At 57.8% G+C, this 20,327-nt stretch carries 19 protein-coding genes; 11 read left to right on the top strand and 8 right to left on the bottom strand.

Annotation, left to right across the window (positions count from 1 at the left end):
• Positions 1-4 precede the first annotated feature (4 nt).
• From N4Q37_RS05880 to N4Q37_RS05855, 6 genes are all read left to right on the top strand, one after another.
• A complete protein-coding gene (locus tag N4Q37_RS05880; protein ID WP_260955962.1) occupies positions 5-526 on the top strand; it encodes a chemotaxis protein CheW in 522 nt (173 codons plus the stop codon).
• A 174-nt stretch (positions 527-700) separates the two neighbouring features.
• Positions 701-1,606, top strand: a complete 906-nt coding sequence (locus N4Q37_RS05875) for a chemotaxis protein CheW (protein WP_260955961.1) — start codon at positions 701-703, stop codon at positions 1,604-1,606.
• A 185-nt stretch (positions 1,607-1,791) separates the two neighbouring features.
• Positions 1,792-2,598, top strand: a complete 807-nt coding sequence (locus tag N4Q37_RS05870; RefSeq protein WP_260955960.1) for a CheR family methyltransferase — start codon at positions 1,792-1,794, stop codon at positions 2,596-2,598.
• Entirely contained in the window at positions 2,591-3,103 is a 513-nt protein-coding gene (locus tag N4Q37_RS05865; RefSeq protein WP_260955959.1) for a chemotaxis protein CheD, read from the top strand. Before N4Q37_RS05870 ends, N4Q37_RS05865 begins: the two co-directional genes overlap by 8 nt.
• Complete coding sequence (locus N4Q37_RS05860; protein WP_260955958.1) at positions 3,100-4,161, top strand: protein-glutamate methylesterase/protein-glutamine glutaminase; 1,062 nt, start codon at positions 3,100-3,102, stop codon at positions 4,159-4,161. Before N4Q37_RS05865 ends, N4Q37_RS05860 begins: the two co-directional genes overlap by 4 nt.
• Positions 4,162-4,351: 190 nt before the next feature.
• Positions 4,352-5,986: a methyl-accepting chemotaxis protein gene (locus N4Q37_RS05855; protein WP_260955957.1), complete on the top strand. Its 1,635-nt coding sequence runs from the start codon at positions 4,352-4,354 to the stop codon at positions 5,984-5,986.
• A gap of 171 nt (positions 5,987-6,157) precedes the next feature.
• On the opposite strand, the gene N4Q37_RS05850 is transcribed toward N4Q37_RS05855, so the two are convergent.
• From N4Q37_RS05850 to N4Q37_RS05835, 4 genes are all read right to left on the bottom strand, one after another.
• Entirely contained in the window at positions 6,158-7,096 is a 939-nt protein-coding gene (locus N4Q37_RS05850; protein WP_260955956.1) for a sulfonate ABC transporter substrate-binding protein, read from the bottom strand.
• Positions 7,097-7,126: 30 nt separating this feature from the next.
• Positions 7,127-8,164: an L-glyceraldehyde 3-phosphate reductase gene (mgrA, locus tag N4Q37_RS05845; RefSeq protein ID WP_260955955.1), complete on the bottom strand. Its 1,038-nt coding sequence runs from the start codon at positions 8,162-8,164 to the stop codon at positions 7,127-7,129.
• Between the two features lie 74 nt (positions 8,165-8,238).
• Positions 8,239-9,567: an LLM class flavin-dependent oxidoreductase gene (locus tag N4Q37_RS05840; protein WP_260955954.1), complete on the bottom strand. Its 1,329-nt coding sequence runs from the start codon at positions 9,565-9,567 to the stop codon at positions 8,239-8,241.
• 42 nt (positions 9,568-9,609) lie between these two features.
• Positions 9,610-11,868 (bottom strand): TonB-dependent receptor, encoded by a 2,259-nt coding sequence (locus N4Q37_RS05835; protein WP_260955953.1) that lies wholly within the window; start codon positions 11,866-11,868, stop codon positions 9,610-9,612.
• A 201-nt stretch (positions 11,869-12,069) separates the two neighbouring features.
• Here N4Q37_RS05835 and N4Q37_RS05830 point away from each other — a divergent pair, with 201 nt between their 5' ends.
• The 5 genes from N4Q37_RS05830 (at position 12,070) to N4Q37_RS05810 (ending at position 15,760) form a co-directional block, all read left to right on the top strand.
• Complete coding sequence (locus N4Q37_RS05830; protein WP_260955952.1) at positions 12,070-13,122, top strand: LacI family DNA-binding transcriptional regulator; 1,053 nt, start codon at positions 12,070-12,072, stop codon at positions 13,120-13,122.
• A 160-nt stretch (positions 13,123-13,282) separates the two neighbouring features.
• Positions 13,283-14,107 (top strand): energy transducer TonB, encoded by an 825-nt coding sequence (locus N4Q37_RS05825; protein ID WP_260955951.1) that lies wholly within the window; start codon positions 13,283-13,285, stop codon positions 14,105-14,107.
• Between the two features lie 85 nt (positions 14,108-14,192).
• A complete protein-coding gene (locus tag N4Q37_RS05820; RefSeq protein ID WP_260955950.1) occupies positions 14,193-14,918 on the top strand; it encodes a MotA/TolQ/ExbB proton channel family protein in 726 nt (241 codons plus the stop codon).
• Between the two features lies 1 nt (position 14,919).
• Complete coding sequence (locus N4Q37_RS05815) at positions 14,920-15,321, top strand: ExbD/TolR family protein (RefSeq protein WP_260955949.1); 402 nt, start codon at positions 14,920-14,922, stop codon at positions 15,319-15,321.
• A 97-nt stretch (positions 15,322-15,418) separates the two neighbouring features.
• Positions 15,419-15,760, top strand: a complete 342-nt coding sequence (locus N4Q37_RS05810) for a hypothetical protein (RefSeq protein WP_260955948.1) — start codon at positions 15,419-15,421, stop codon at positions 15,758-15,760.
• A 69-nt stretch (positions 15,761-15,829) separates the two neighbouring features.
• On the opposite strand, the gene N4Q37_RS05805 is transcribed toward N4Q37_RS05810, so the two are convergent.
• The 4 genes from N4Q37_RS05805 to N4Q37_RS05790 form a co-directional block, all read right to left on the bottom strand.
• Positions 15,830-16,744 (bottom strand): LysR substrate-binding domain-containing protein, encoded by a 915-nt coding sequence (locus tag N4Q37_RS05805; RefSeq protein ID WP_260955947.1) that lies wholly within the window; start codon positions 16,742-16,744, stop codon positions 15,830-15,832.
• 88 nt (positions 16,745-16,832) lie between these two features.
• Positions 16,833-17,969: a hybrid-cluster NAD(P)-dependent oxidoreductase gene (locus N4Q37_RS05800; protein WP_260955946.1), complete on the bottom strand. Its 1,137-nt coding sequence runs from the start codon at positions 17,967-17,969 to the stop codon at positions 16,833-16,835.
• A 9-nt stretch (positions 17,970-17,978) separates the two neighbouring features.
• A complete protein-coding gene (locus N4Q37_RS05795; RefSeq protein WP_260955945.1) occupies positions 17,979-19,235 on the bottom strand; it encodes an aromatic ring-hydroxylating oxygenase subunit alpha in 1,257 nt (418 codons plus the stop codon).
• A gap of 142 nt (positions 19,236-19,377) precedes the next feature.
• The gene (locus tag N4Q37_RS05790) at positions 19,378-20,316 is read right to left on the bottom strand and encodes a LysR substrate-binding domain-containing protein (protein ID WP_260955944.1); all 939 of its coding nucleotides are present in this window, start codon (positions 20,314-20,316) and stop codon (positions 19,378-19,380) included.
• Between the last annotated feature and the right edge of the window lie 11 nt (positions 20,317-20,327).

Below are 20,327 nucleotides of genomic sequence, written 5' to 3'. Positions count from 1 at the left end.
TGCCATGGGCCAGTTGATAAAGATGGGAAAACCCGACATCGCTCAGGAAACCCGGCAGTACCTGACCTTCACGCTTGCCGGCGAACCATTCGCCGTGAGTACGCTCAGTGTCAAGGAGATCATCGAGTACGGCCAACTCACCTGCGTGCCGATGATGCCGCCAAGCATCCGCGGAGTGATCAACCTGCGTGGCGCGGTGGTGCCGGTGATCGACCTCGGTGCGCACTTCGGTGGCAGGCAGACCGAAGTCGGTCGGCGCACCTGCATCGTCATCCTGGATGTGGATCACGCCGACGAGCAACAGGTGGTCGGTGTGCTGGTCGATGCGGTGAATGAGGTACTGGAAATTGCCCCGGCGGATATCGAACCGCCGCCTGCTTTCGGCGCGCATATCCGCACCGACTTCATCTTGGGTATGGGCAAGGTCGGTGGTCGCTTCGTCATTCTCCTGGATATAGGCAGAGTGCTGTCGGTAGACGAATTCGCAGCGCTGACGCAGGTTTCGGAAACGGCACCCAGCGAGTAATGCGACACCGTGGGATTTGAACAATCAAGCTACGACGATTCGTCGCTGAAGCAGGGAATATTGCGCTTGTAAGCGTTCCCTGAAACTCAACAAGTGGAAAGACCATGTTCAAGAATATGCGAGTCGGTGTCCGTCTGACCCTCGGCTTCGTTGTGCGTTTTCAGGAGTGATGTCATGGGGCAACTGATCGATATTCCCTATTTTTGGGTCTGGCTGCTACTGATGGCTCCTGGCATAGCCATGCTCATCTGGTTGGTGGTGTATCTGTGGCGCACCGAGGTTGAGCCAGGCAAATCTGTCGAGCCGCCTGCTGAGGTTGAATTCGTCAGCCTGGAACAGTTTACTCGTCATACGATGGATCAGCTCAACCTCGTCTCTGCGGTTCTTCGACGATCCGAGGCGATCGGAGAACCTGGCGCTCCGACTCGTTTGCCGGTGGCGACAGCCAGTGTCACCAATGACAAGGAATTCACCGGACTCGCCGACAAGGTGTCCCAGTTGGCCGAACTGACCTATCACATGCTTGAGAAAAGTCAGGCACTCTCCGAGACAATCCCTGACCCGTTGTTGGCTGCCGATATCCCGACGTCAGGCAGGTACCACTTGTCGTTCACGCTTGACGGAGAGAGATTCGCGATCAATGCATCGAACGTTCACGCTGTTGTCGAAGCGAGTCAACTCGTCACCAAACCGGCCATGACATCGAAACTGCGCCGGGCAATCAGGTTGGGCGACACGCTGGTACCGGTGATCGACCTTGGCGTTCGCCTCGCTGGGCGATCTATGAAGATTGGCTGGAGTAGCTGTGTAGTCATCCTTGATGTAGGCAGCGGCGAGCGCATGCAGATGATCGGTGTGGTGGTCGATGCAGTCGGCAAAGTAATAGAAATTTCCCCGATGGAAATCGAACTGCCAGCGACCAGTGACAGCAAAATCCGCAACGACTTCATCCTCGGCACGACCTCTGTAGACGACCATACGCTCACACTGCTGGACATCAAACGAGGGCTATTGGCGAACGAGTTCGTCCTGGCGCGTTCGGTGGTCAAACCGGTGGCACTGGAGAGCGCGTCGACATGACAGGTTCATGCAGATCAACGAGTGCTACATGAGCATCTGACCCAAGAGGTCGAAACCAACCTGCCAACATCCACGATGTTCCGCGCAAACGTCGGGCGGGGCGAACCAGGCCCATGCATCCAGTCGTGAACTCGCGGATCTGACTGGACGGAAATACGCGAAACATCTGCAAGGATCTCTACGCAATGAATAACCTGGCGCTTTCCGATAAGGAGTTCGAGCAGTATCGCAGCATGATCCTCGAGGTTGCCGGGATCAGCATGTCCGATGCCAAGAAGCCGCTGGTCAGTGGCCGGCTGGCCAAACGCATCCGTCAGCACGACCTCTTCAGCTATGGCGACTATTTTCGTTTGCTGATGCGTGACCGCGCAGAATTGCAGATGGCGGTGGACCTGTTGACGACTAACGAAACCTATTTTTTCCGCGAGCCCAAACATTTTGGTTTCCTTCGTGAGCGAATCCTGCCCGAGCTGGTCAATCGCACCACGCTGCGGGTCTGGAGCGGTGCATGCTCAACCGGCGAGGAGGCCTATAGCATTGCCATGACAGTGGCCGAAGCCGTTGGTAATCGCCCTTGGGAGCTGCTCGCTTCGGACCTCAGCACCCGGGTCCTGGACAAGGCCCGCACCGGCCTGTATCGCATGGCAGATGCCGAAGACATCCCGCGATCTCTGCTAGTCAAGTATTGCCTGAAGGGAGTTGGCGAGCACTCCGGCACAATGTTGATCGACCCAACCCTGCGCAACCGTATGCGCTTCCAGCACATCAACCTGAATGCGGCACTACCCGAGCTTGGCGAGTTTGAAGTGATCTTTTTGCGCAACGTAATGATCTATTTCGATCTTGAGACCAAGCGTCAAGTCGTACGGCGAATGCTGCCGCTGCTGAAGCCGGGCGGTTATTTCATCGTCAGCCATTCGGAGAGCCTGAACGGCGTTTGCGACGAGCTCCAGCTTGTCGTCCCTTCTATTTACCGGAAGCCTCATGCGTAGACCCAACGGCACCATCGAGATTGTCCTGCAGCCGGGTGAGCTGTATTTCGGCGATCGTTACACGCGCATCCGAACCCTGCTGGGCTCCTGCGTATCCTTGGTGTTCTGGCATCGCAAACTGCTGATCGGTGGGATGTGCCACTTCATGCTACCGACTCGGCCTAGGCCTTCCATTAATGAACTGGACGGTCGTTATGGCGATGAAGCCATTGAACTGATGCTCCAGCAAGCCCGTTCCTATGGCGTTTCGACCAAGGAGTTTCGCATCCAGCTGTTCGGCGGCGGTGACATGTTCCCGGCCATGGACAGACAAAAGAACAACCCTGTAGGCAAGAAAAATGTCGACGCAGCCATGCAACTGCTCCAGTCCCATGGCCTGAAGTACTACAGCGCTCACGTGAATGGGATCGGTCATCGCAACCTGATCTTCGACCTTTGGAACGGTCAGGTTTCAATCAAGCACATTCCATCCGCCATGGGCGTCAATCAGGACATTGGCATATGAAACCCATTAAGGTAATGATCGTCGACGACTCCGCCGTGGTGCGCCAGGTCCTTTCGGCCATGCTCGCCGAACACCCGGGGTTCGAAGTGATCGGGGCGGCCGCCGACCCGCTGTTCGCCTTGGACAAGATGCAGCGCCAATGGCCTGATGTACTGGTGCTGGATGTGGAAATGCCGCGCATGGATGGCATCACTTTCCTGAAGAAGCTGATGGTCGAACGACCGACCCCGGTAGTGATCTGCTCCACGCTCACCGTAGCGGGTGCCCAGACCACCCTGCAGGCATTGGCGGAAGGTGCGGTTGGGGTGATCGGCAAACCCAAGCTGGGGCTCAAACAGTTCCTCCATGCGGCCACCGATGAATTGGTCCAGGCCATCCAAAGCGCCGCCCGGGCCAACCTGCGTCGCCTAGCGCCTCAAGCTACTGCCAGGCTATCCGCTGACGCTATCCTGCCTGCCGCCAGCTATGCGATGACACGGACCACCGAGATGCTGGTAGCCATAGGCACCTCCACCGGCGGCACTCAGGCCTTGGAAGCAATACTCACCCGCCTGCCAAAGGTTTGCCCCGGTCTGCTCATTGTCCAGCATATGCCGGAGCGTTTCACCGCGGCCTTCGCCGCGCGGCTGAATCAGCTATGCCAGATCGAAGTGCTCGAAGCGCGCAATGGCGACCGGGTAATGCCCGGGCGCGCGCTGATTGCCCCCGGTGGCCGGCACATGCTGCTCACGCGCAGTGGCGCCCAGTACCAGGTGGAGGTTCGTGATGGCCCGCCGGTCAGCCGGCACCGTCCTTCGGTCGATGTGTTATTTCGCTCTATCGCCCGCGCAGCCGGCGGCAATGCCTTGGGCATCATTATGACCGGCATGGGCGACGATGGCGCGCGAGGTCTTAAGGAAATGCTAGGGGCGGGCGCGCAGACCCTGGCTCAGGACGAAGATAGCTGCGTGGTCTTCGGCATGCCCAAAGAGGCACTCAAACTGGGTGCGGTGGAGCGTGTATTGCCCCTTTGCGAAATCCCTGCGGCGATCGTCGCCAGCATGACCGGAAGGATTTGAATATGTCCATTCTCCAGTCCCGCTATGCAATAACGAGCCTTGGCGGCGAGAACAGTGATTTCGACAAACTATTGTTATTGAGGCTAGCGCACCGTGATTTGCGGCCCGGTGATGTATCTGGCGCCTGATAAACCAGGCGCATGCCAGAAACCTATGAACTTACCTTTCACCCCTAAGAGTCGCGCTCCAGATGAAAAGTCTTCGCAATATGCCTGTTACCCGTCGGCTATGGATAGTCCTCTTGCTTGCCATGACCATGCTCTTTGCAATCAGCGTGTTTTTATTGCGACAGATCTACATAGAGGAGCACGAAGTAAAGGCAGGTAAGACTCGGCAGGTGGTTGAAGCCACGATGGGCATCCTCAAGCATTTTCATGGTTTGGAAAAGAGCGGAGTGCTGAGTCGTGAAGACGCACAGAAGCAAGCCCTCGCCGTAGTCCGGTCATTGCGGTACGAAGGGGATAACTACTTATGGGTCAACAATCTCGAACCGAGGATGCTCATGCATCCAACCAATAACCAGCTCGACGGGCAGAACCTTTCAGGCTTCAAAGACCCCGACGGCAAAGCGCTGTTCGTCGACATGGTGGCAGTCGTAAAGAGCCAGGGCGGTGGCTTGGTGGCCTACCGCTCGCTTAAACCTGGCTCCAGCGAACCAGTTGAAAAAATCTCCTACGTCGCACTGTTCCAGCCTTGGGAGTGGGTACTTGGTTCAGGTACCTATTTTGACGACGTGGAGGCCGCGTTCCGAGCACAGCTTTGGAAAGCTGCCGGCGTATTCTTGGCAATCGGTTTGTTTATGAGTGCCCTGGTGATACTGATCAGTAAAAGTATTACCAGGCCGTTGAGTGAAGCGGTGCGAGCCATGGCTGATATAGCCAGCGGGGAAGGTGACCTGACGCGCCAACTGGACGCCCGGGGGCATGATGAATTGGCTGCACTGGCGGGCTACTTCAACAATTTCACTGAGAAATTACGCCAGGTGATTGGTCAATCCTTACAAGCGGCCAAGATGCTGGACCAGGCATCTGTTGCACTTGATGGCATCGCCAGCGAAAGCCAGGGGCACAGTGAGCAACAATCACAGCAGATGGACCTGGTGGCCACTGCCATCAATGAGGTCACATATGCTGCCCAAGATGTGGCGAAGAATGCCGAGCAGGCTGCCAGCGAAGTACATAACGCCGATGAGCGAGCCCATCAGGGGCAAAGCAACATCAACAATTGCTCGCGGCAGGTCGAGCAGTTGTCTGGGACCATCCAGCAAGCCGTGGAGGTCATTCAGACTCTGGCGCAGGAAAGTACAAGTATCGGCCGTGTCATTGAAGTGATTCGCGCCATCGCAGAGCAGACCAATCTGCTCGCCCTCAATGCCGCCATCGAAGCGGCGCGGGCAGGGGAGCAAGGTCGTGGTTTTGCCGTCGTGGCGGATGAAGTGCGGATGTTGGCCCAGCGAACCCAACAGTCCACCGCGGAAATCCAGGGCATGATCGAAAACTTGCAACGTAACTCGGAGGCCGCCGTCAAGGTTATCGACGAGAGCAGCCAAAGCTCCCGGTTGACTATTGAACAAGCCAGCCTGGCCAGCCTGAGCCTGGATCAAATCAGCCAGTCCTTGCGCAATCTGACAAGTCTGAATGCCTCCATCGCCAGCGCTACCCTACAACAAACGCATGTCATTGAGGACATCAATCTAAATATCACCCAGGCTGCAGGTCTCGCACAGGACAGCGCCCAGGCCTGTGAGCGAACTAGCGCAGCCAGCCAGAACTTGCGGCAATTGGCTGACCAGTTGAATCGGTTACTGGGGCAATTCCGGGTCTGAGCAACGCCTCGGTCTATCCACGGGCAAGCGGTTGCTGGTGCCGGCGACGGCATTGGCAACGGCTTGCTGAGGTTTACTCGGTCATTGCATGTTGGGTTTAGGTATCCCTCCTACTTAGCTGCGGTAATCCCTACTTCGAGTGAGCTTTGGTCCGCCCCATGATCGCATCCATCAGTCTGTCTCTGTCCAGATTGCGTTCTTCACCTCCAACTGCTTGGGCAATAGTTGATTCGCATAAAACAGATCTGCTGTCATCTGTTGCGCTTCGATGACTTTTTCATCAACTGGCAATATCGGTGACGGCGGCCGGTTGTCTATGTAGCGAGCGATCACCGCTTCGGGCAGTCCCATGGATCTTGTCAGCACCTGCAGGCTGGCTTCCCGTTGGCTGCGAGTCAGCGCTTCGGCTGCGGTGAGTTCATCGAGCAGTGCATGCAGGAAGGCGCCATTGCTCTGGGCATAGTCGCGCCGGGCGCTGTATATCGGTCCGGACAGACTCAGGCCTTCACCGTTGGCGAGTACGCGGCCACGGCTCTGGCTCAGGGCCAGTGACGAGTAGGGTTCCCATATCGCCCAGGCATCGACGCTGCCTTGCTCGAACGCGGCGCGGGCATCGGCGGGGGGCAAGTAGATCGGCTGGATGTCTTTGTAGCTCAGGCCGACCTTGTTCAGCGCGCGCAGGATCAGGTTGTGTGAGCTGGAGCCTTTCTGGAAGGCGACTTTCTTGCCTTTGAGGTCAGCGATGTCATGCACTGGGCTGTCACCGCGCACCAGAATGGTTTCCGCCTGTGGCTTGGCCGGTTCAGCACCGATATAGACCAGGTCGGCGCCGGCTGCTTGGGCGAACAGCGGTGGGATGTCGCCGGTGGAGCCAACGTCTAAGGCGCCAACGTTCAGTGCTTCCAGCATCTGGGGGCCGGCGGGAAATTCGATCCACTGCACTGTGGTCTGACCAAAGCGCTTTTCCAGAAGACCGTGTTCTTTGGCAAGCACCAGGGCGATCGAGCCTTTTTGGTAACCGATCCTCAGGGTCGCGGGGTCTGCCGCCATCACGATGTCGGCCAGGCCAAGCAGGGCAAGCCCTGTACAAAAAAAATTCAGAAGTCTCATTATCGTCTCTCTTTGCAGTGCACCGCAGGGTTATTCGGCAGTCGACGGTTTTTCCCACAAATTGATCCCGCCCTCTTGGGCGAAGCGGTCAATCTCTGCCAGTTCCTCGGCGCTGAAGCTCAAATGCTTCAGCGCGCCAACGTTCTCGATGATCTGCTCCGGCCGGCTGGCGCCGATCAGCGCGCTGCTCACTCGTGGGTCGCGCAGGGTCCAGGCCAGGGCCATTTGCGCCAGGCTCTGGCCACGGCGCCGGGCGATCTCATTGAGGCCACGCACCAGGGCGAGGTTGGCTTCGGACAGGTGCGACGACTGCAAGGAGTCACCGCCCGGGCGGTTGACCCGCGCATCCTTCGGAATGCCATTGAGGTATTTGTCGGTCAACAGGCCCTGCGCCAACGGCGTGAAGGCAATCACGCCGGTGCCGAGTTCGTCGGTGACATCCAGCAGGTCCTTTTCCACCCAGCGATTGAGCAGGTTGTAAGCCGGCTGGTGGATCAGCAGCGGCACTTTCCACTCCTTGAGCAACGCGGCCATTTCCCGGGTTTTCACCCCGGAGTAAGACGAGATGCCGATGTACAACGCCTTGCCCTGTTGCACGGTGGTGGCCAGTGCGCTGGCGGTTTCTTCCAGTGGGGTGTCCGGGTCGAAGCGGTGGGAATAGAAGATGTCCACGTAGTCGAGGCCCAGGCGTTGCAGGCTCTGGTCGAGGCTGGCCAGCACGTATTTACGCGACCCGCCGCCCTGGCCGTAAGGGCCGGGCCACATGTCCCAGCCGGCCTTACTGGAGATAATCAGCTCATCGCGGTACTGCTTGAAGTCTTCTCGCAGCAAACGACCGAAGTTGATCTCGGCGCTGCCATAGGGCGGGCCGTAGTTGTTGGCCAGGTCGAAGTGGTTGATACCCAAGTCAAACGCCGTGCGCAGCAACGAGCGCTGGGTGTCGATCGGCGTACTGTCGCCGAAGTTGTGCCACAGGCCCAGCGACAGCGCCGGCAGCACCAGCCCACTGCGCCCGACGCGGCGGTAAGGGGTGGAGTCGTAACGGTTTTCGGTAGCGGTGTAGGTCATCGAATCCTCTCTTGTGGGTATCTATGGTGTTGCTTGATTCCTGAAGCGAACATCAAGCCTGTGGCTTGGCATATCTATGAAAATCTGTTTGGCGGCCGCGCCAGCCCAAGGTTCTCGCGCAGCGTCCTGCCTTCGTATTCGGTGCGAAACAGGCCGCGCTTCTGCAGCTGGGGCACTACCTGTTGGGCAAAGTCTTCCAGCCCGCCCGGCAAATGCGGCACCAATACATTGAAACCATCCGCAGCACCGTTTTCGAACCAGTTCTGCAATTCGTCGGCAATCTGCGTCGGCGTGCCGATCAGGCTGTAATGCCCACGGCCACCGGCGATTCTGCGGCCCAATTGCGCCAGGCTGAGATTTTCCAAACCGGCCAGATCAGTCAGCAGTTTCTGTCGGCTTTGTTGACCGCTGTCGGTCAGAGGCAATTCAGGCAGTGGGCCGTCCAGCGGGTATCCCGACAAATCGAAGTTGCCCAGCATGCGCCCAAGCAGTGCAACGCCTACTTCGGGATCGACCAGATCCTGGAAGGCTTCGTATTTCTTCCAGGCTTCAGCCTGCGTTTTGCCGACCACGACAAACACGCCCGGCATGATTTTCAGCGAGTCGGCGCAGCGTCCGAATTTCTCCAGGCGGCCCTTCAAATCCGCATAAAACTCTTGGGCCTTGATCAGGGACGTCTGCGCGGTAAACACCACTTGCGCAGTTTGCGCCGCCAGTTCCCGGCCGGTCTCCGAAGACCCGGCCTGGACGATCACCGGCTGGCCTTGAGGGGAGCGTGCGACGTTCAGCGGACCTTTGACTTTGAAGTGTTCGCCGCTGTGATTCAGTACGTGCAGCCGGGCAGGGTCGTAATACTGACCCGCGGCTTTGTCGCGGATGAAGGCGTCGTCTTCCCAGCTGTCCCAGAGTCCTGTGACCACCTGGTGAAACTCCCGGGCGCGACTGTAGCGTTCGGCATGACCGATGTGTTCGTCGCGGCCGAAATTCGCCGCTTCCGCGGCAGCATCGGAGGTCACCAGGTTCCAGCCCGCGCGCCCGCCGGAGAGATGATCCAGGGAGGCGAATTTACGCGCCACATGGTAGGGCTCGTTGTAGCTGGTCGTAGCTGTGGCGATCAGCCCGATATGTTCGGTTACCGCGCTCAGGGCCGAAAGCAACGTCAGAGGCTCAAAATGATCCGAGCGCGCCATGCGGCTGGCGATGTCACCCGTAGCCGCGGCGACGCTGTCGGCGATGAACAAGGCATCGAACTTCGCCGCTTCGGCGATCTGCGCCAGGCGTTTGTAGTGAGTGAAATCCAGCCCGGCGTTGGCCGGAACATCCGGATGTCGCCAGGCCGAGACGTGGTGCCCGGTGGGCATCAGAAAAGCACCCAATTTGAGCTGACGTGTTGCGCGAGTCATAGCCATTTCCTTGACGAATCATTGAGGGGGGCACGCAACGACTCAAAAATCCTTACGCACTTGCACACCGAAATAGCGCTCGTCATCCCGTGGTACGGAGCGGTAAATGTAGCTGCCACCGCTGGCCAGCAGGGGTGAGTAGGACTTGTCGGCGAGGTTCTTGCCCAGCAGCGCCACGCGCCAGCCGTCGTTGTAATCGGCGAGGGCGATGCTGGCGTTCCAGATGCCGTAGGCGCCCTGTTTGGTATCCACGTTCTGGCTGATGTCGTACTGCACTTCGCTCTGCCAGCTGTAGTCGGTACCCAGTTCGATATCCAGGCCGTTATCCAGCGGGATGCTGTAGTCAGCACGCACGTAACTCTTCCAGTCCGGGCTGAACGGCAATGGTTTGCCATTGACGTTGCATGAGGCGGCCGCGCCCGGCGGGCAGGCGAAGTCGTCGATGCGCGCGCGGGTATAGGCCAGGGCGCCGGAGAGCTTCAGTTGGCTGGTGGCTTGCAAGGCGTAATCCAGTTCGACGCCTTCGGTGCTGACGCTGCCGGCATTGATCAAACGGGTCACGACCTGGCCTGCAACGGTGTCGAAGAAATTTGCCTGGTAGTTGTCGTAGTCGCTGTGGAACACCGCCAGGTTGGTGGTCAGGCGGTTGTTCCATGAGGTGGCTTTGATGCCTGCTTCCCAGGTATTGGAAGTTTCCGGTTTCAGTGCCTCGGTGTCCCGTGGCTGCATGTTGAAGAACACGTTGTACGCCGGACCTTTGTAGCCGCGGGAATAGGTCAGGTAGGTGGTGACCGCGTCACTCAAGTCGTACTGCACACCGAGGCGGCCGGACCAGCCATCTTCGTCCACGGAGCCGGAGCTGCTGGTGCCCGGCTGAATGCCGCTGACGGTGGTCGCCGAGGTCGAGGTCCGGCGGTGATCGTATTCCAGGTCGTCATGGGTCCAGCGCAGGCCGGCGATGCCACGAAAATCCGGGGTGAAATTCAAGGTGGTTTCGCCGAACACTGAATAGCTGTCGCTGGTGGTGCTGTACTCAGCGATGCCACGATTGATGCGGGTAGGGGTGGTCAGCGTGCGCTGGTAAGTTTCTTCATCCTTGCCGTGCATGTAGAACAGGCCGCCAACGTATTCGAGAAACTGACCTTTGGGCGAAGCCAGACGCAGCTCCTGAGAGTATTGGTTGTAGTCCAGATCGCCCTTGTCGGCAGTGCCGGGGAAGGCCGTGGTGATAGTGCCGAGACGGTCGCCGTCCTGGTACTGGGTATTGTCCCAACCGCGCCAGGCGGTGATTGATGTCAGGGTGTAATCGCCAAGGTTCCAGTCGAGCTGGCCGGACAGCCCCTTGTTGATGTCGTCGACATGGCTGCGGGTATCGGTGTTGATATCGCGGTTGTCACTGCTGGCTCGAACCGGGTTCAAGGCGTTGGCGAACGCCGGGGTCAACGATTTACTGACTACTCCATTAGGCGCGTCGTCGTGGGACTGCATGTAGTCGGCCGCGAGGGTGATTGTGATGTCGTCGTTGGGAGTGAATTCCAGCTTGCCGCGCACGCCTTTGTGGTTGTAGCCGTTGACTTCCTGACCGTTGTGCTCGTTGTCGACGTTGCCGTCGTAGCTGCCGAACAGGGTGGTGATCGAACCCTTCAGTGTGTCCGGAATCAGGCTACCGCCGATGCCGAAACGGGTGCGGCTTTCGTTGCCGCTGTAGTAGGACTGATCGATGTAACCGTGGGTCTCGGCGGTCGGCGCCTTGGTCACGATGTTCAGCACCCCGGCCGAGGCATTCTTGCCGAACAGTGTGCCTTGTGGGCCGCGCAGCACTTCGATGCGTTCCAGGTCCAAGAGGTCGAGGGTAGCCTGGCCGGGACGACCGTAGACCACGCCGTCGATCACCGTCGCCACGGTCGGCTCGACGCCGGGTGAAGTGGAAATGGTCCCAACCCCGCGAATGAACAACGAGGTGTCCTTGTTCGACGCCCCGGTACGGAAATTCAGCGACGGCACCTGCTGGACGATGCTGGCGACGCCGTTGCGGTTGTCGCGTTCCAGTTGTTCGCCGTCCACTACCGAGACCGCCACCGGGACTTTCTGCAGTGATTCTTCACGACGGGTGGCCGTGACGGTGACTGACTTCAGCGTCGGCTCCAGGTCCTGTGCGGCAGCCGTGCTGTCCGCTGCGAAAGCGTTCGGCAGCGGCAACGCTGCAACTCCAGCCAGTAACCAGCCAAAACGCTGACGACGTGGCGTGGCGGTGCGAATCGATTGCGCCAGTTTTTGTTGATCCCCAAGAATGTATTGCATCGTTCTGCCTGCTCGGAAGTTGCCCTGAACCGCTGCCGCTCTTTGGCCACAGCGCCTGAATTTGTCTTGGGGCATTCGCTCGAGCGAGTAGCAGACAAAGCGCTTTGGTAGCGCTAACATCATTAGTATCGACAAGCTTGGTATAGAGCGTCAAATACTTAAAAATTACTTTTATATTCTTTTAATTTATTAAAAAGGATCATGCTTTTGACCGCAGAGAAGACTCCTGGACGCAAACGCCGCGGTGCCGGACGAGTGACGTTGAACACCGTGGCCAAGCAGGCCGGCGTCTCGGCAATTACCGTTTCGCGCTATTTCAACCAGCCGGAGCAGGTCTCACCCGAACGTCGCGAGCGGATCGCGGCGGTGGTCAATGAGCTGGGGTATGTGCCGAATCTGGTGGCCGGTGGCCTGGCATCTGCGCGGGGGAAGATCGTCGCTATGGTGATCCCGAATATCTCCGGTCCGATCTTCGCCAACACCATTCAAGGCTTCAGTGACACCCTTAGCCGGCATGGTTATCAACTGCTGCTGGCGTCGAGCTATTTCTCGCTGGAGCAGGAAGAAAACGCGGTTCGGGCCTTTCTCGGCTGGTCACCTGCGGCGCTCGTATTAACCAGCCATTTCCACAGCGCGGGCACCGAAAAAATGATCGCAGAGACGGACATCCCGGTGATCGAAACCTGGGACTACCAACCCGAACGCGATCCGGTGCAAATCGGCTTTTCCCACTATGAGGTCGGCGTTGCTGCCGCCCGTTATCTGCACGGCAAGGGTTACCGGCGCATTGCCTTTGTGCAGAACAGCGCGGCAGGCGACCTCAGCGCGCTGGAGCGCCGCGATGGTTATACCGCGACCATTCTCGAGTTGGGGTTGGAGCCTTGGGTGTTCACGCCGGATGCAGACCGAGCGCCGTTTGAAGCAGGCAAGCAAGCCATGGACGCATTGATGAACGCGGCTCTGCGCCCCGACGCGATCATCTTTGCCAATGACAACCTCGCAGCCGGCGGCTTGCTGGCCGGGCAACGGGCCGGGCTGAAAGTCCCCGAAGGCTGCGCGGTACTCGGGTTTGGCGATTATCCCTTTGCCGAGATGCTGCTGCCGAGCCTGAGCACCATCAAACCCCCGGCGCTGGAAATGGGGGTAATGGCAGCCACACGAGTGCTGGAAAGTTTAGGGGAGCTGCCAGTGGAGCATGAGGTGTCGCGGCTGAATCTGCTGGAGTGTCTTTTGATCGAGCGCGAAAGCGCTTGAACACGTTGGTTATGCATAAATTGCATATTTGGATAATTAAATATTCTTTTAAGAGATAAGAAGTTTCGTTGATTATCCCTTTCGTCATTTCCCCATCGCTGCAGAGCACCGATCCAGGTGGAGCCTCGATATAAATCCGAAGATTTACAGGAGTAAGTAAATGGGCAATGTCCAGAGCGCCGCCAGTGTCCGAGAGGTGTTCCGGCACCCGGCACCCAACGGCGAGCTGCTCGACCTTGGCCAGGTCTTTCGGGAGCCCTTGGCGCAGTCGCGTCTGCACAGCACGCCCAAACGTGTCTTGAGTCGCCGCGAAGTGATTTTGCTGGGGGTGTTCGCGTTGGTGCTGCACGGCGCGGTGATTGTCTGGGTCAACCAGGCACCGCCGCCGGCACTGCCAGTGGTGCCGCCGCAGATCCCGCCGATGACCATCGAGTTCTCGCAGCCGGCGCCACCCGTGGTGCAACCCCCACCGCCCGAGCCGATTCCACAGCCAGTAGTCGAGCCACCGCCTCCTGTGGAGGATGAACTGGCGGTCAAGCCACCACCGCCCAAACCGATTCCCAAACCCAAGCCTGTGGTCAAACCGGTGCCCAAACCGGTGCCCAAACCCGTGGCCAAACCGGTGGAGCAGCCACCTGCGCCACCTGCGCCGCCACAACCGGTCGCCGCACTAGCGCCACCCGCACCGCCGCCACCGAAACCGATGACCCCGGCGTCGGCCAGCGCCGGTTACTTGAAGAACCCGGCACCGGAATACCCGTCGCTGGCGATGCGTCGCGGCTGGGAAGGCACGGTGTTGTTGCGGGTGCATGTTTTGGCCAGCGGCAAACCCGGCGAAATCCAGATCCAGAAAAGCAGTGGCCGCGATCAACTCGACGACGCGGCACTGGCCGCGGTCAAGCGCTGGAGTTTCGTCCCGGCCAAGCAGGGCGACGTCGCCCAGGACGGTTGGGTCAGCGTGCCCATCGACTTCAAAATCAAGTAACTCAACCTATCGAAATACGCTGCGGGCCACCTGACAAAAGGCGCATCGCTACAACCGATTTAATGCCTTGTTGGAGAGCCTGACCATGAACCTGATCGCATCCCCTTTCGAATCCATCGAACACACGGTCATCTGGCTGTTGATCTTCTTTTCCGTCGTCACCTGGGGCCTGGCCTTGCTCAAGGGCGTGCAGTTCACCCGTCTCAAGACCCAGGATCGCAAATTCCATAAACACTTCTGGGCCGCTTCCAGTCTCGATTCCGCCGCTGAATTGGCCCATGGCCAACCGGGCGCTGCGGCTCGCGTGGCACTGGCCGGTTACGCCGCGATCCAGGTGCCAGAGAGTGCACAAGCCGCCGACTTGAGCCAGGCGATCAACCATCAGGACCGTCTCGAACGTGCTTTGCGCCAGCAGATCGTGCGGGAACGGCGTTCGCTGGAAAGCGGCCTGGCGATCCTCGCCAGTATCGGCAGCACCTCGCCCTTCATCGGCCTGTTCGGCACGGTCTGGGGCATCATGTCGGCCTTGAAAGGCATCAGTGCGGCGGGCTCGGCGAGCCTGGAAACCGTAGCCGGGCCGATCGGTGCCGCCTTGGTTGCCACCGGCGTCGGCATCGCTGTCGCGGTGCCGGCGGTGCTGGTCTACAACTACTACCTGCGTCGCCTGAAGCTGACCGCCGCCGATCTCGACGACTTCGCCCACGACTTCTACAGCCTGGCGCAGAAAAACGCGTTCCGCGTGCTGCTGCACCCGGTGCTGAGCAAGTCCGGCGCGACCGTCGCCGGACAGCAAGTCAAGGAGGCCTCCTGATATGGCCTTCTCCACACAGGACAGCGATGAAGTGCTTAGCGAGATCAACGTTACGCCACTGGTGGACGTGATGCTGGTGCTGCTGGTGGTGTTCATCGTTACCGCGCCGTTGCTGACCAATGCGATCCCGATCAACCTGCCGAAGACAGAGTCGGTGGCACCGGTGGAACACAAAGATCCGCTGGTGGTGAGCATCGACGACAAGGGGAGGTTGTTCATCAACAAGGACGAGATCCAGGCGGATATGCTCGAGTTCAACCTGCAGGCGGCCAAGGCGAAAAATCCAGACGTACGCGTGCAGCTGCAAGCGGATAACGGGGTGAATTATGGCGAAGTGGCCCGGGCGATGGCGTCTATCGAGCGAGCGGGAATTACCAAGTTGTCGGTGATCACGGCGAAATGAGAAACCAGGTTTCTCGCATTTGGCATGCGACGGTAAGTCCAAGCCGCGCGGCATGTGCTTGTAGGTGTTACGGATGATGAGGTGACGGTCTTGGGTCATGCGCACCGTGGTGCCGGCATGGTCGGCCGGGATCAGGTCCCAGTCTGGCTGGACACCCGCCACTTGCATCTCCAAGCTGGACTGCCTTCTATTGGCCCTGGTGGCCGGCGGATTGGTCGCGATCCAGATGGCCAGCATCGTCGTCGGACTGTCCATTGCCTTTTTCCTGCTCATTACCGGCTACAGTCTGCTGCAAAGCCTGCGAGCCGATACCGTGACCACCGCGAAAGGCCAGATCATGGGGTCGACTGCAAATGAACCGATCGCTGATCTTCACAGGGTCAATCAGGAGTGCTTTGGTGAAAGCCTCGTTCATGTTCAGGTTCGAAGCACGGGTTGATCGTGCCGGGTGGCCGTGGAGTATTGGCCACCGAATCGGCATAGGCTCTCCTTAGCCATTCACCGTCACTCAAGCGTCAACCGTTTCCGCCAGATGCGCCATCAGCCACTGGCGAAAGCGGTTGACGCTTGGTCTGTTGGGGGCCCTGCCTTGGGGGTCGAGCAGGCAGAACTGAGCATCGGTGCGCAAGGTGGTTTGCGTCGGTCGAACGAGGTTGCCAGTCTGCAGATGGTTGCTGAGCAGGCTCGACCAAGCTAGGGCGATACCCTGGCCGGCCAGCGCCGACTGGATCAGCATCGAGTAGCTGTTGATATTGATGCGACGCCGAGGTTCCGGGGCCTGATAGCCCAGACGCTGAAACCATTCCTTCCAGCCGATCCAGTCTCGATGCTGATCCTCAAGCCATAACCAGGTGCATGCACCGAGCTGCTCCAGCGTTTGAATCTCGGGATGCTGCGCCAGATAGGCAGGGCTGCATACCGGGAAAATCTCTTCGTTGAACAACGGTGTGACTTTCATGTTTTTCGGCGGCGTGCTGCAGTAGTAAAGCGCTAGGTCACAGTCCAGCCGGGAAAAATCGCTGACTTGATCGGTTGCGATGATGCGCAGATCAATCTCCTCATTCTGGCGCTGGAACTCCGACACAAGAGGCAGTAGCCACAGCGATGCCATCGCGGTGCTGGTAACCACCGTGACCTGTTGTGCGCCGCGCCAATGGCGTATTCCAGCCGTGGCATGGGCGATTTGCTGCAGTGCGTCGCGAGCGCTTTCATAGTACTGACTGCCAGTGGCGGTGAGGTTGATTTCCCGGGTCGTGCGGGTAAAAAGCGCCGTGCCCAGATAGTCTTCGAGTACGCGTATCTGGCGGCTGATTGCGCCTTGAGTGACGTTCAGTTCGCGAGCGGCCATGGTGAAGCTTAAATGGCGAGCGGCGGCCTCGAACGCCACCAGGCTATTGAGGGGCGGCAAGGGTTGCAGTTTCATCAGGTTGGGTCACTGTCTTATAAGTTATGTAGCGCACAGTGATTGTGCAGAAGCCAGTGTGCAGTGACTACCTGTTCGTGATGCAAGGCTAAAGATCGATGACAAGATCGGAAGAGGGCTTGCTGCAGCAAAGCAAACGCAGGCCCTTGTCGATTTCCCGTTGCCTGATACCACCATTGTGATTCATGTCTACTGTACCCTTCAGCAGCGCTGTTTTGCAGGTGCCACAAACGCCCTGACTGCAGGAGGACGGCACGATTGCGCCGGCTTTTTTTGCAGCGGCCAGCACTGTCTGATTGCCCTGCATGCTGAACGTTTTTCCTGATCGCGACAGCGTTACCGTGAACACTTTTTGCTGATCGAGCGAAGAGGCTTGCTCGATCAACGCTTCCTCATTCAGTGCAGCAATGTCGAAGCTTTCCTGGTGATAGTGGTCGAAATCGAACGCCGCTTCCCTGAGCAATGATTTGATTGCCTCCATGTAACCCTGAGGCCCACAGGTAAAGATTTCGCGCTCCTTGAAGTCCGGGACTTGCTGGCTTAACAAGGGCAAATCGAGTCGGCCTGTCGGTTGTTGCCATTGAGGGGTATCGCCGAGTCCTTCGCAAATGCTGATGACGCGCAGCCCCGTCATACTGGCCTGCATACGTATTAATTCCTCATGGAAGATGATGTCTGCGGGCGTACGAGCGCTGTGCACAAAGACAATGTCGAGGTTGCCTGCCATGTCGAAAGCGGCGCGGGTCATCGACATCAAGGGCGTCACGCCAGAACCGGCGGACAGGTACATCAATTTAGTCGCAGGATGGCCAACCGGTGTAAAGCTGCCCGCGGGCCCGGAAGCCCGTAGGCGGTCTCCCGGTTTGAGATTGTCGTGCAACCAGTTTGACACCGCTCCACCAGGCACACGCTTGACGGTAATTGAAAAAGCGAAAGGGCGAGTCGGGGAGGACGACAAGGTATAACACCGAGCTATGGCCTGCTCCCCAATGACCGGCGAAATGGTGATGAATTGACCCGGCTCGAAACTCAGTGCGCTGAAGTCCGCACACCGAAAGATAAACGTCTTTACGTCATGGGTCTCTTGTCGCACGGCGCAACATTGCAACAGTTTCTGTTCGCCGCTGTTCCATAGGGAGCCGAACGCTCCCCAGGTCATTGATTCGGTAAATCGTTGGGCGGCACTGGCGTTTTCAGGTGGCGTTAAAGTTTCGTAAGTCGTCATGTTCATTCCTCACACGCCATGGGCGGTCAAACGCGCGGCGTACCAGCGAGAGAACTGGTCGACATAGGATTCGGTGAACGCCGAGAACGGCCCGGGCGTGTAAGCAGGATCTTGCGTTCCGCTATGGGTAATTCCGACGAGGCTGGCGTCTTGCAGGTTTGTCGCGGCCCATACTTCAGTCAGTTTATCCAGCTGGTAGTCAACGCCCTCGATGGCGTCCGCATGTACGAGCCACTTGGTCCGCACCAGTGTTTTATCTGGAGCCAGCGGGATGATGTAGGAGACGACGGCGTGGTCACTCATGATGTGAGTCCACGAGTTGTGCGTCCATAGATGCATATCGCCTAAATCGCGACGGGTGAGGTCGCCAAACAGGCGAGTGCATGCGACGCGGGTATCAAGGGTCTGAGATTCGCCGTTGCCTGCAATGACCAATCGCTGGGAGCGGAATTGAGTCACCGTTTCTTCACCCAGGTGTTCGATGGCGTCACAGATATAGCCTTCGCTCTCCCAGTCCTTCTTGGTGTCAGCATTGTGGCGGTGATATTCCTCCAGTGCCTGAAGTGAATCCTCACCGAGCCCATCTGTGCAAAATCCGAAATCTTCGGGCAAGAAGGAAGCTGTCAGTTCAGGATGGGTGGCGGCGCAGTGGTAGCACTCGCGATTATTCTCCATCACCAATTTCCAGTTACCGTTCTCGATGATCTCCGATTCGTAAGCGATCTTTGAATGGGTGATGTGGTATTGAGCGAAACGCGGCGTCATGGTCTGGTCAAGGTACGAGATGTCTTCCGGGGGCTCGTTGCCCAGGCAGACGAAGACATGTGTGCCAATGACTCGAGTATGAACAGGGATCAGACTTTTGCACTTGGGATCAAAGTTCTGGCCCATGTGTGCCGCATGTTTCAGGCTTCCATCCAGATCGTAGCTCCATTGATGGTAGGGACAGACCAGCATGCCCACCGTCGATTTACCTGCCTGTTTCAAACGAGCCCCGCGGTGACGGCAGACATTACGAAACGCCTGCACATGTTCGTCATCATCGCGTACCAATAGGATGGAAGACTTTCCAATATCAATAGTAGAAACATCACCCGGTTCGGGAATATCGCCTGTTACACCGACTAGAATCCAATGTTTGGTGAAAAAAACATCAACGTCGGTCTCAAAAATATCTTGGCGACCAAACAAGCCCCCAGGCATGCCATGCCCGGGCGTGCGGTCAGCTAGAAGTTTGCGATGCGTTTTAACAGTATGTAGGGTCATTATCGATCTCGCTCAAACTCATAGTCGGTAAGTGGCGGCAGATACAGTATCGAAAGGGTGAATTACTCCGTCAATGCGCTTTATTTTCACATTGGCATAACTTTGCGTTATGCGAAAAATCGGTATTTACATCTCATGATTATCAAGGCATCAGGTGGCCGTCGTCTCGCAGCCAATCGACTAATGTATGTGTGATGGCCCCAGGTTCTCGACCGGTTGGAATGACTACGTAGTACGCGTCTTTTGGCTTGACGGTGTACGGCGTTATCCTTACAAGTTCACCACTGTTGAGCAGGTGCGTGACCAGCCGACTCCATCCGAGTGCAATACCATAGCCTTGAATGGCCGCCTGGATCGCGTCGTTGTAAGAACTGCAGCGAAGTGAGTAATTGAGCTTGGGGCGCAGGTCGCCGAGTTCTCGGCACCAACTATTCCAGGTCATCCAGCCTTCAAGTGTTGCATCTGAGTCAATCAGTGCCATGTCCAGGAAATCATCTAATGAGGCATGTGCCGAGTGTGCTGCCAGCCAAGAGGGCGAACAAACGGGAAATACCTCTTCATCAAATAATAATATTGAACTTCCATCGTCCCATTTTCCATTGCCAAAGCGGATTGCCAGGTCAACCTCATCACGATAAGAGCCCGGAGACAGTGGTTGCGTAATTAAGCGCAATTTCAATTCTGGTTGAATTGTACGCAGCGAGATTAATCTGGGGAGTATTCTAAAGTTGGAAAAAGCTCCCGTGCACGCGAGAACTATTTCCTGCTCACCGATTCCCTCGGAAATCTTGTCGAATACGCTTGCCATCCGATGAATGGATTCCGCTACGACCGAATGAAGAATATAGCCCTCGCGCGTTAATTTAATTGCACGATGAAGCCGATGAAACAGTTTTGTCTCTAACGTGTCTTCCAGGAGCCTGATCTGTTTGCTAACTGCTGCCTGAGTCACGCCCAGCTCTTGGGCTGCCAGGGTAAAGCTGGCAAGCCGCGCCACGGCTTCGAATTCCAGCAAAGCAGTCATGGACGGTATCAGCCGTCGATAGCCTTTGACTTTTTTATCGATTTCGCTGGGTTGCATAGGTGCATTCC

Source organism: Pseudomonas citri, assembly GCF_025336485.1.
GTDB classification, from domain to species: Bacteria; Pseudomonadota; Gammaproteobacteria; order Pseudomonadales; family Pseudomonadaceae; genus Aquipseudomonas; species Aquipseudomonas citri.
This window is presented reverse-complemented; position numbering and strand designations above follow the sequence as displayed.

What these genes read in the sequence shown, in the direction of transcription:
- N4Q37_RS05880 (WP_260955962.1), top strand. Translation starts at nt 5, where the DNA reads ATGGGCCAGTTGATAAAGATGGGAAAACCCGACATCGCTCAGGAAACC.
- N4Q37_RS05875 (WP_260955961.1), top strand. Translation starts at nt 701, where the DNA reads ATGGGGCAACTGATCGATATTCCCTATTTTTGGGTCTGGCTGCTACTG.
- N4Q37_RS05870 (WP_260955960.1), top strand. Translation starts at nt 1,792, where the DNA reads ATGAATAACCTGGCGCTTTCCGATAAGGAGTTCGAGCAGTATCGCAGC.
- N4Q37_RS05865 (WP_260955959.1), top strand. Translation starts at nt 2,591, where the DNA reads ATGCGTAGACCCAACGGCACCATCGAGATTGTCCTGCAGCCGGGTGAG.
- N4Q37_RS05860 (WP_260955958.1), top strand. Translation starts at nt 3,100, where the DNA reads ATGAAACCCATTAAGGTAATGATCGTCGACGACTCCGCCGTGGTGCGC.
- N4Q37_RS05855 (WP_260955957.1), top strand. Translation starts at nt 4,352, where the DNA reads ATGAAAAGTCTTCGCAATATGCCTGTTACCCGTCGGCTATGGATAGTC.
- N4Q37_RS05850 (WP_260955956.1), bottom strand. Translation starts at nt 7,096, where the DNA reads ATGAGACTTCTGAATTTTTTTTGTACAGGGCTTGCCCTGCTTGGCCTG.
- mgrA (WP_260955955.1), bottom strand. Translation starts at nt 8,164, where the DNA reads ATGACCTACACCGCTACCGAAAACCGTTACGACTCCACCCCTTACCGC.
- N4Q37_RS05840 (WP_260955954.1), bottom strand. Translation starts at nt 9,567, where the DNA reads ATGACTCGCGCAACACGTCAGCTCAAATTGGGTGCTTTTCTGATGCCC.
- N4Q37_RS05835 (WP_260955953.1), bottom strand. Translation starts at nt 11,868, where the DNA reads ATGCAATACATTCTTGGGGATCAACAAAAACTGGCGCAATCGATTCGC.
- N4Q37_RS05830 (WP_260955952.1), top strand. Translation starts at nt 12,070, where the DNA reads ATGCTTTTGACCGCAGAGAAGACTCCTGGACGCAAACGCCGCGGTGCC.
- N4Q37_RS05825 (WP_260955951.1), top strand. Translation starts at nt 13,283, where the DNA reads ATGGGCAATGTCCAGAGCGCCGCCAGTGTCCGAGAGGTGTTCCGGCAC.
- N4Q37_RS05820 (WP_260955950.1), top strand. Translation starts at nt 14,193, where the DNA reads ATGAACCTGATCGCATCCCCTTTCGAATCCATCGAACACACGGTCATC.
- N4Q37_RS05815 (WP_260955949.1), top strand. Translation starts at nt 14,920, where the DNA reads ATGGCCTTCTCCACACAGGACAGCGATGAAGTGCTTAGCGAGATCAAC.
- N4Q37_RS05810 (WP_260955948.1), top strand. Translation starts at nt 15,419, where the DNA reads ATGCGCACCGTGGTGCCGGCATGGTCGGCCGGGATCAGGTCCCAGTCT.
- N4Q37_RS05805 (WP_260955947.1), bottom strand. Translation starts at nt 16,744, where the DNA reads ATGAAACTGCAACCCTTGCCGCCCCTCAATAGCCTGGTGGCGTTCGAG.
- N4Q37_RS05800 (WP_260955946.1), bottom strand. Translation starts at nt 17,969, where the DNA reads ATGACGACTTACGAAACTTTAACGCCACCTGAAAACGCCAGTGCCGCC.
- N4Q37_RS05795 (WP_260955945.1), bottom strand. Translation starts at nt 19,235, where the DNA reads ATGACCCTACATACTGTTAAAACGCATCGCAAACTTCTAGCTGACCGC.
- N4Q37_RS05790 (WP_260955944.1), bottom strand. Translation starts at nt 20,316, where the DNA reads ATGCAACCCAGCGAAATCGATAAAAAAGTCAAAGGCTATCGACGGCTG.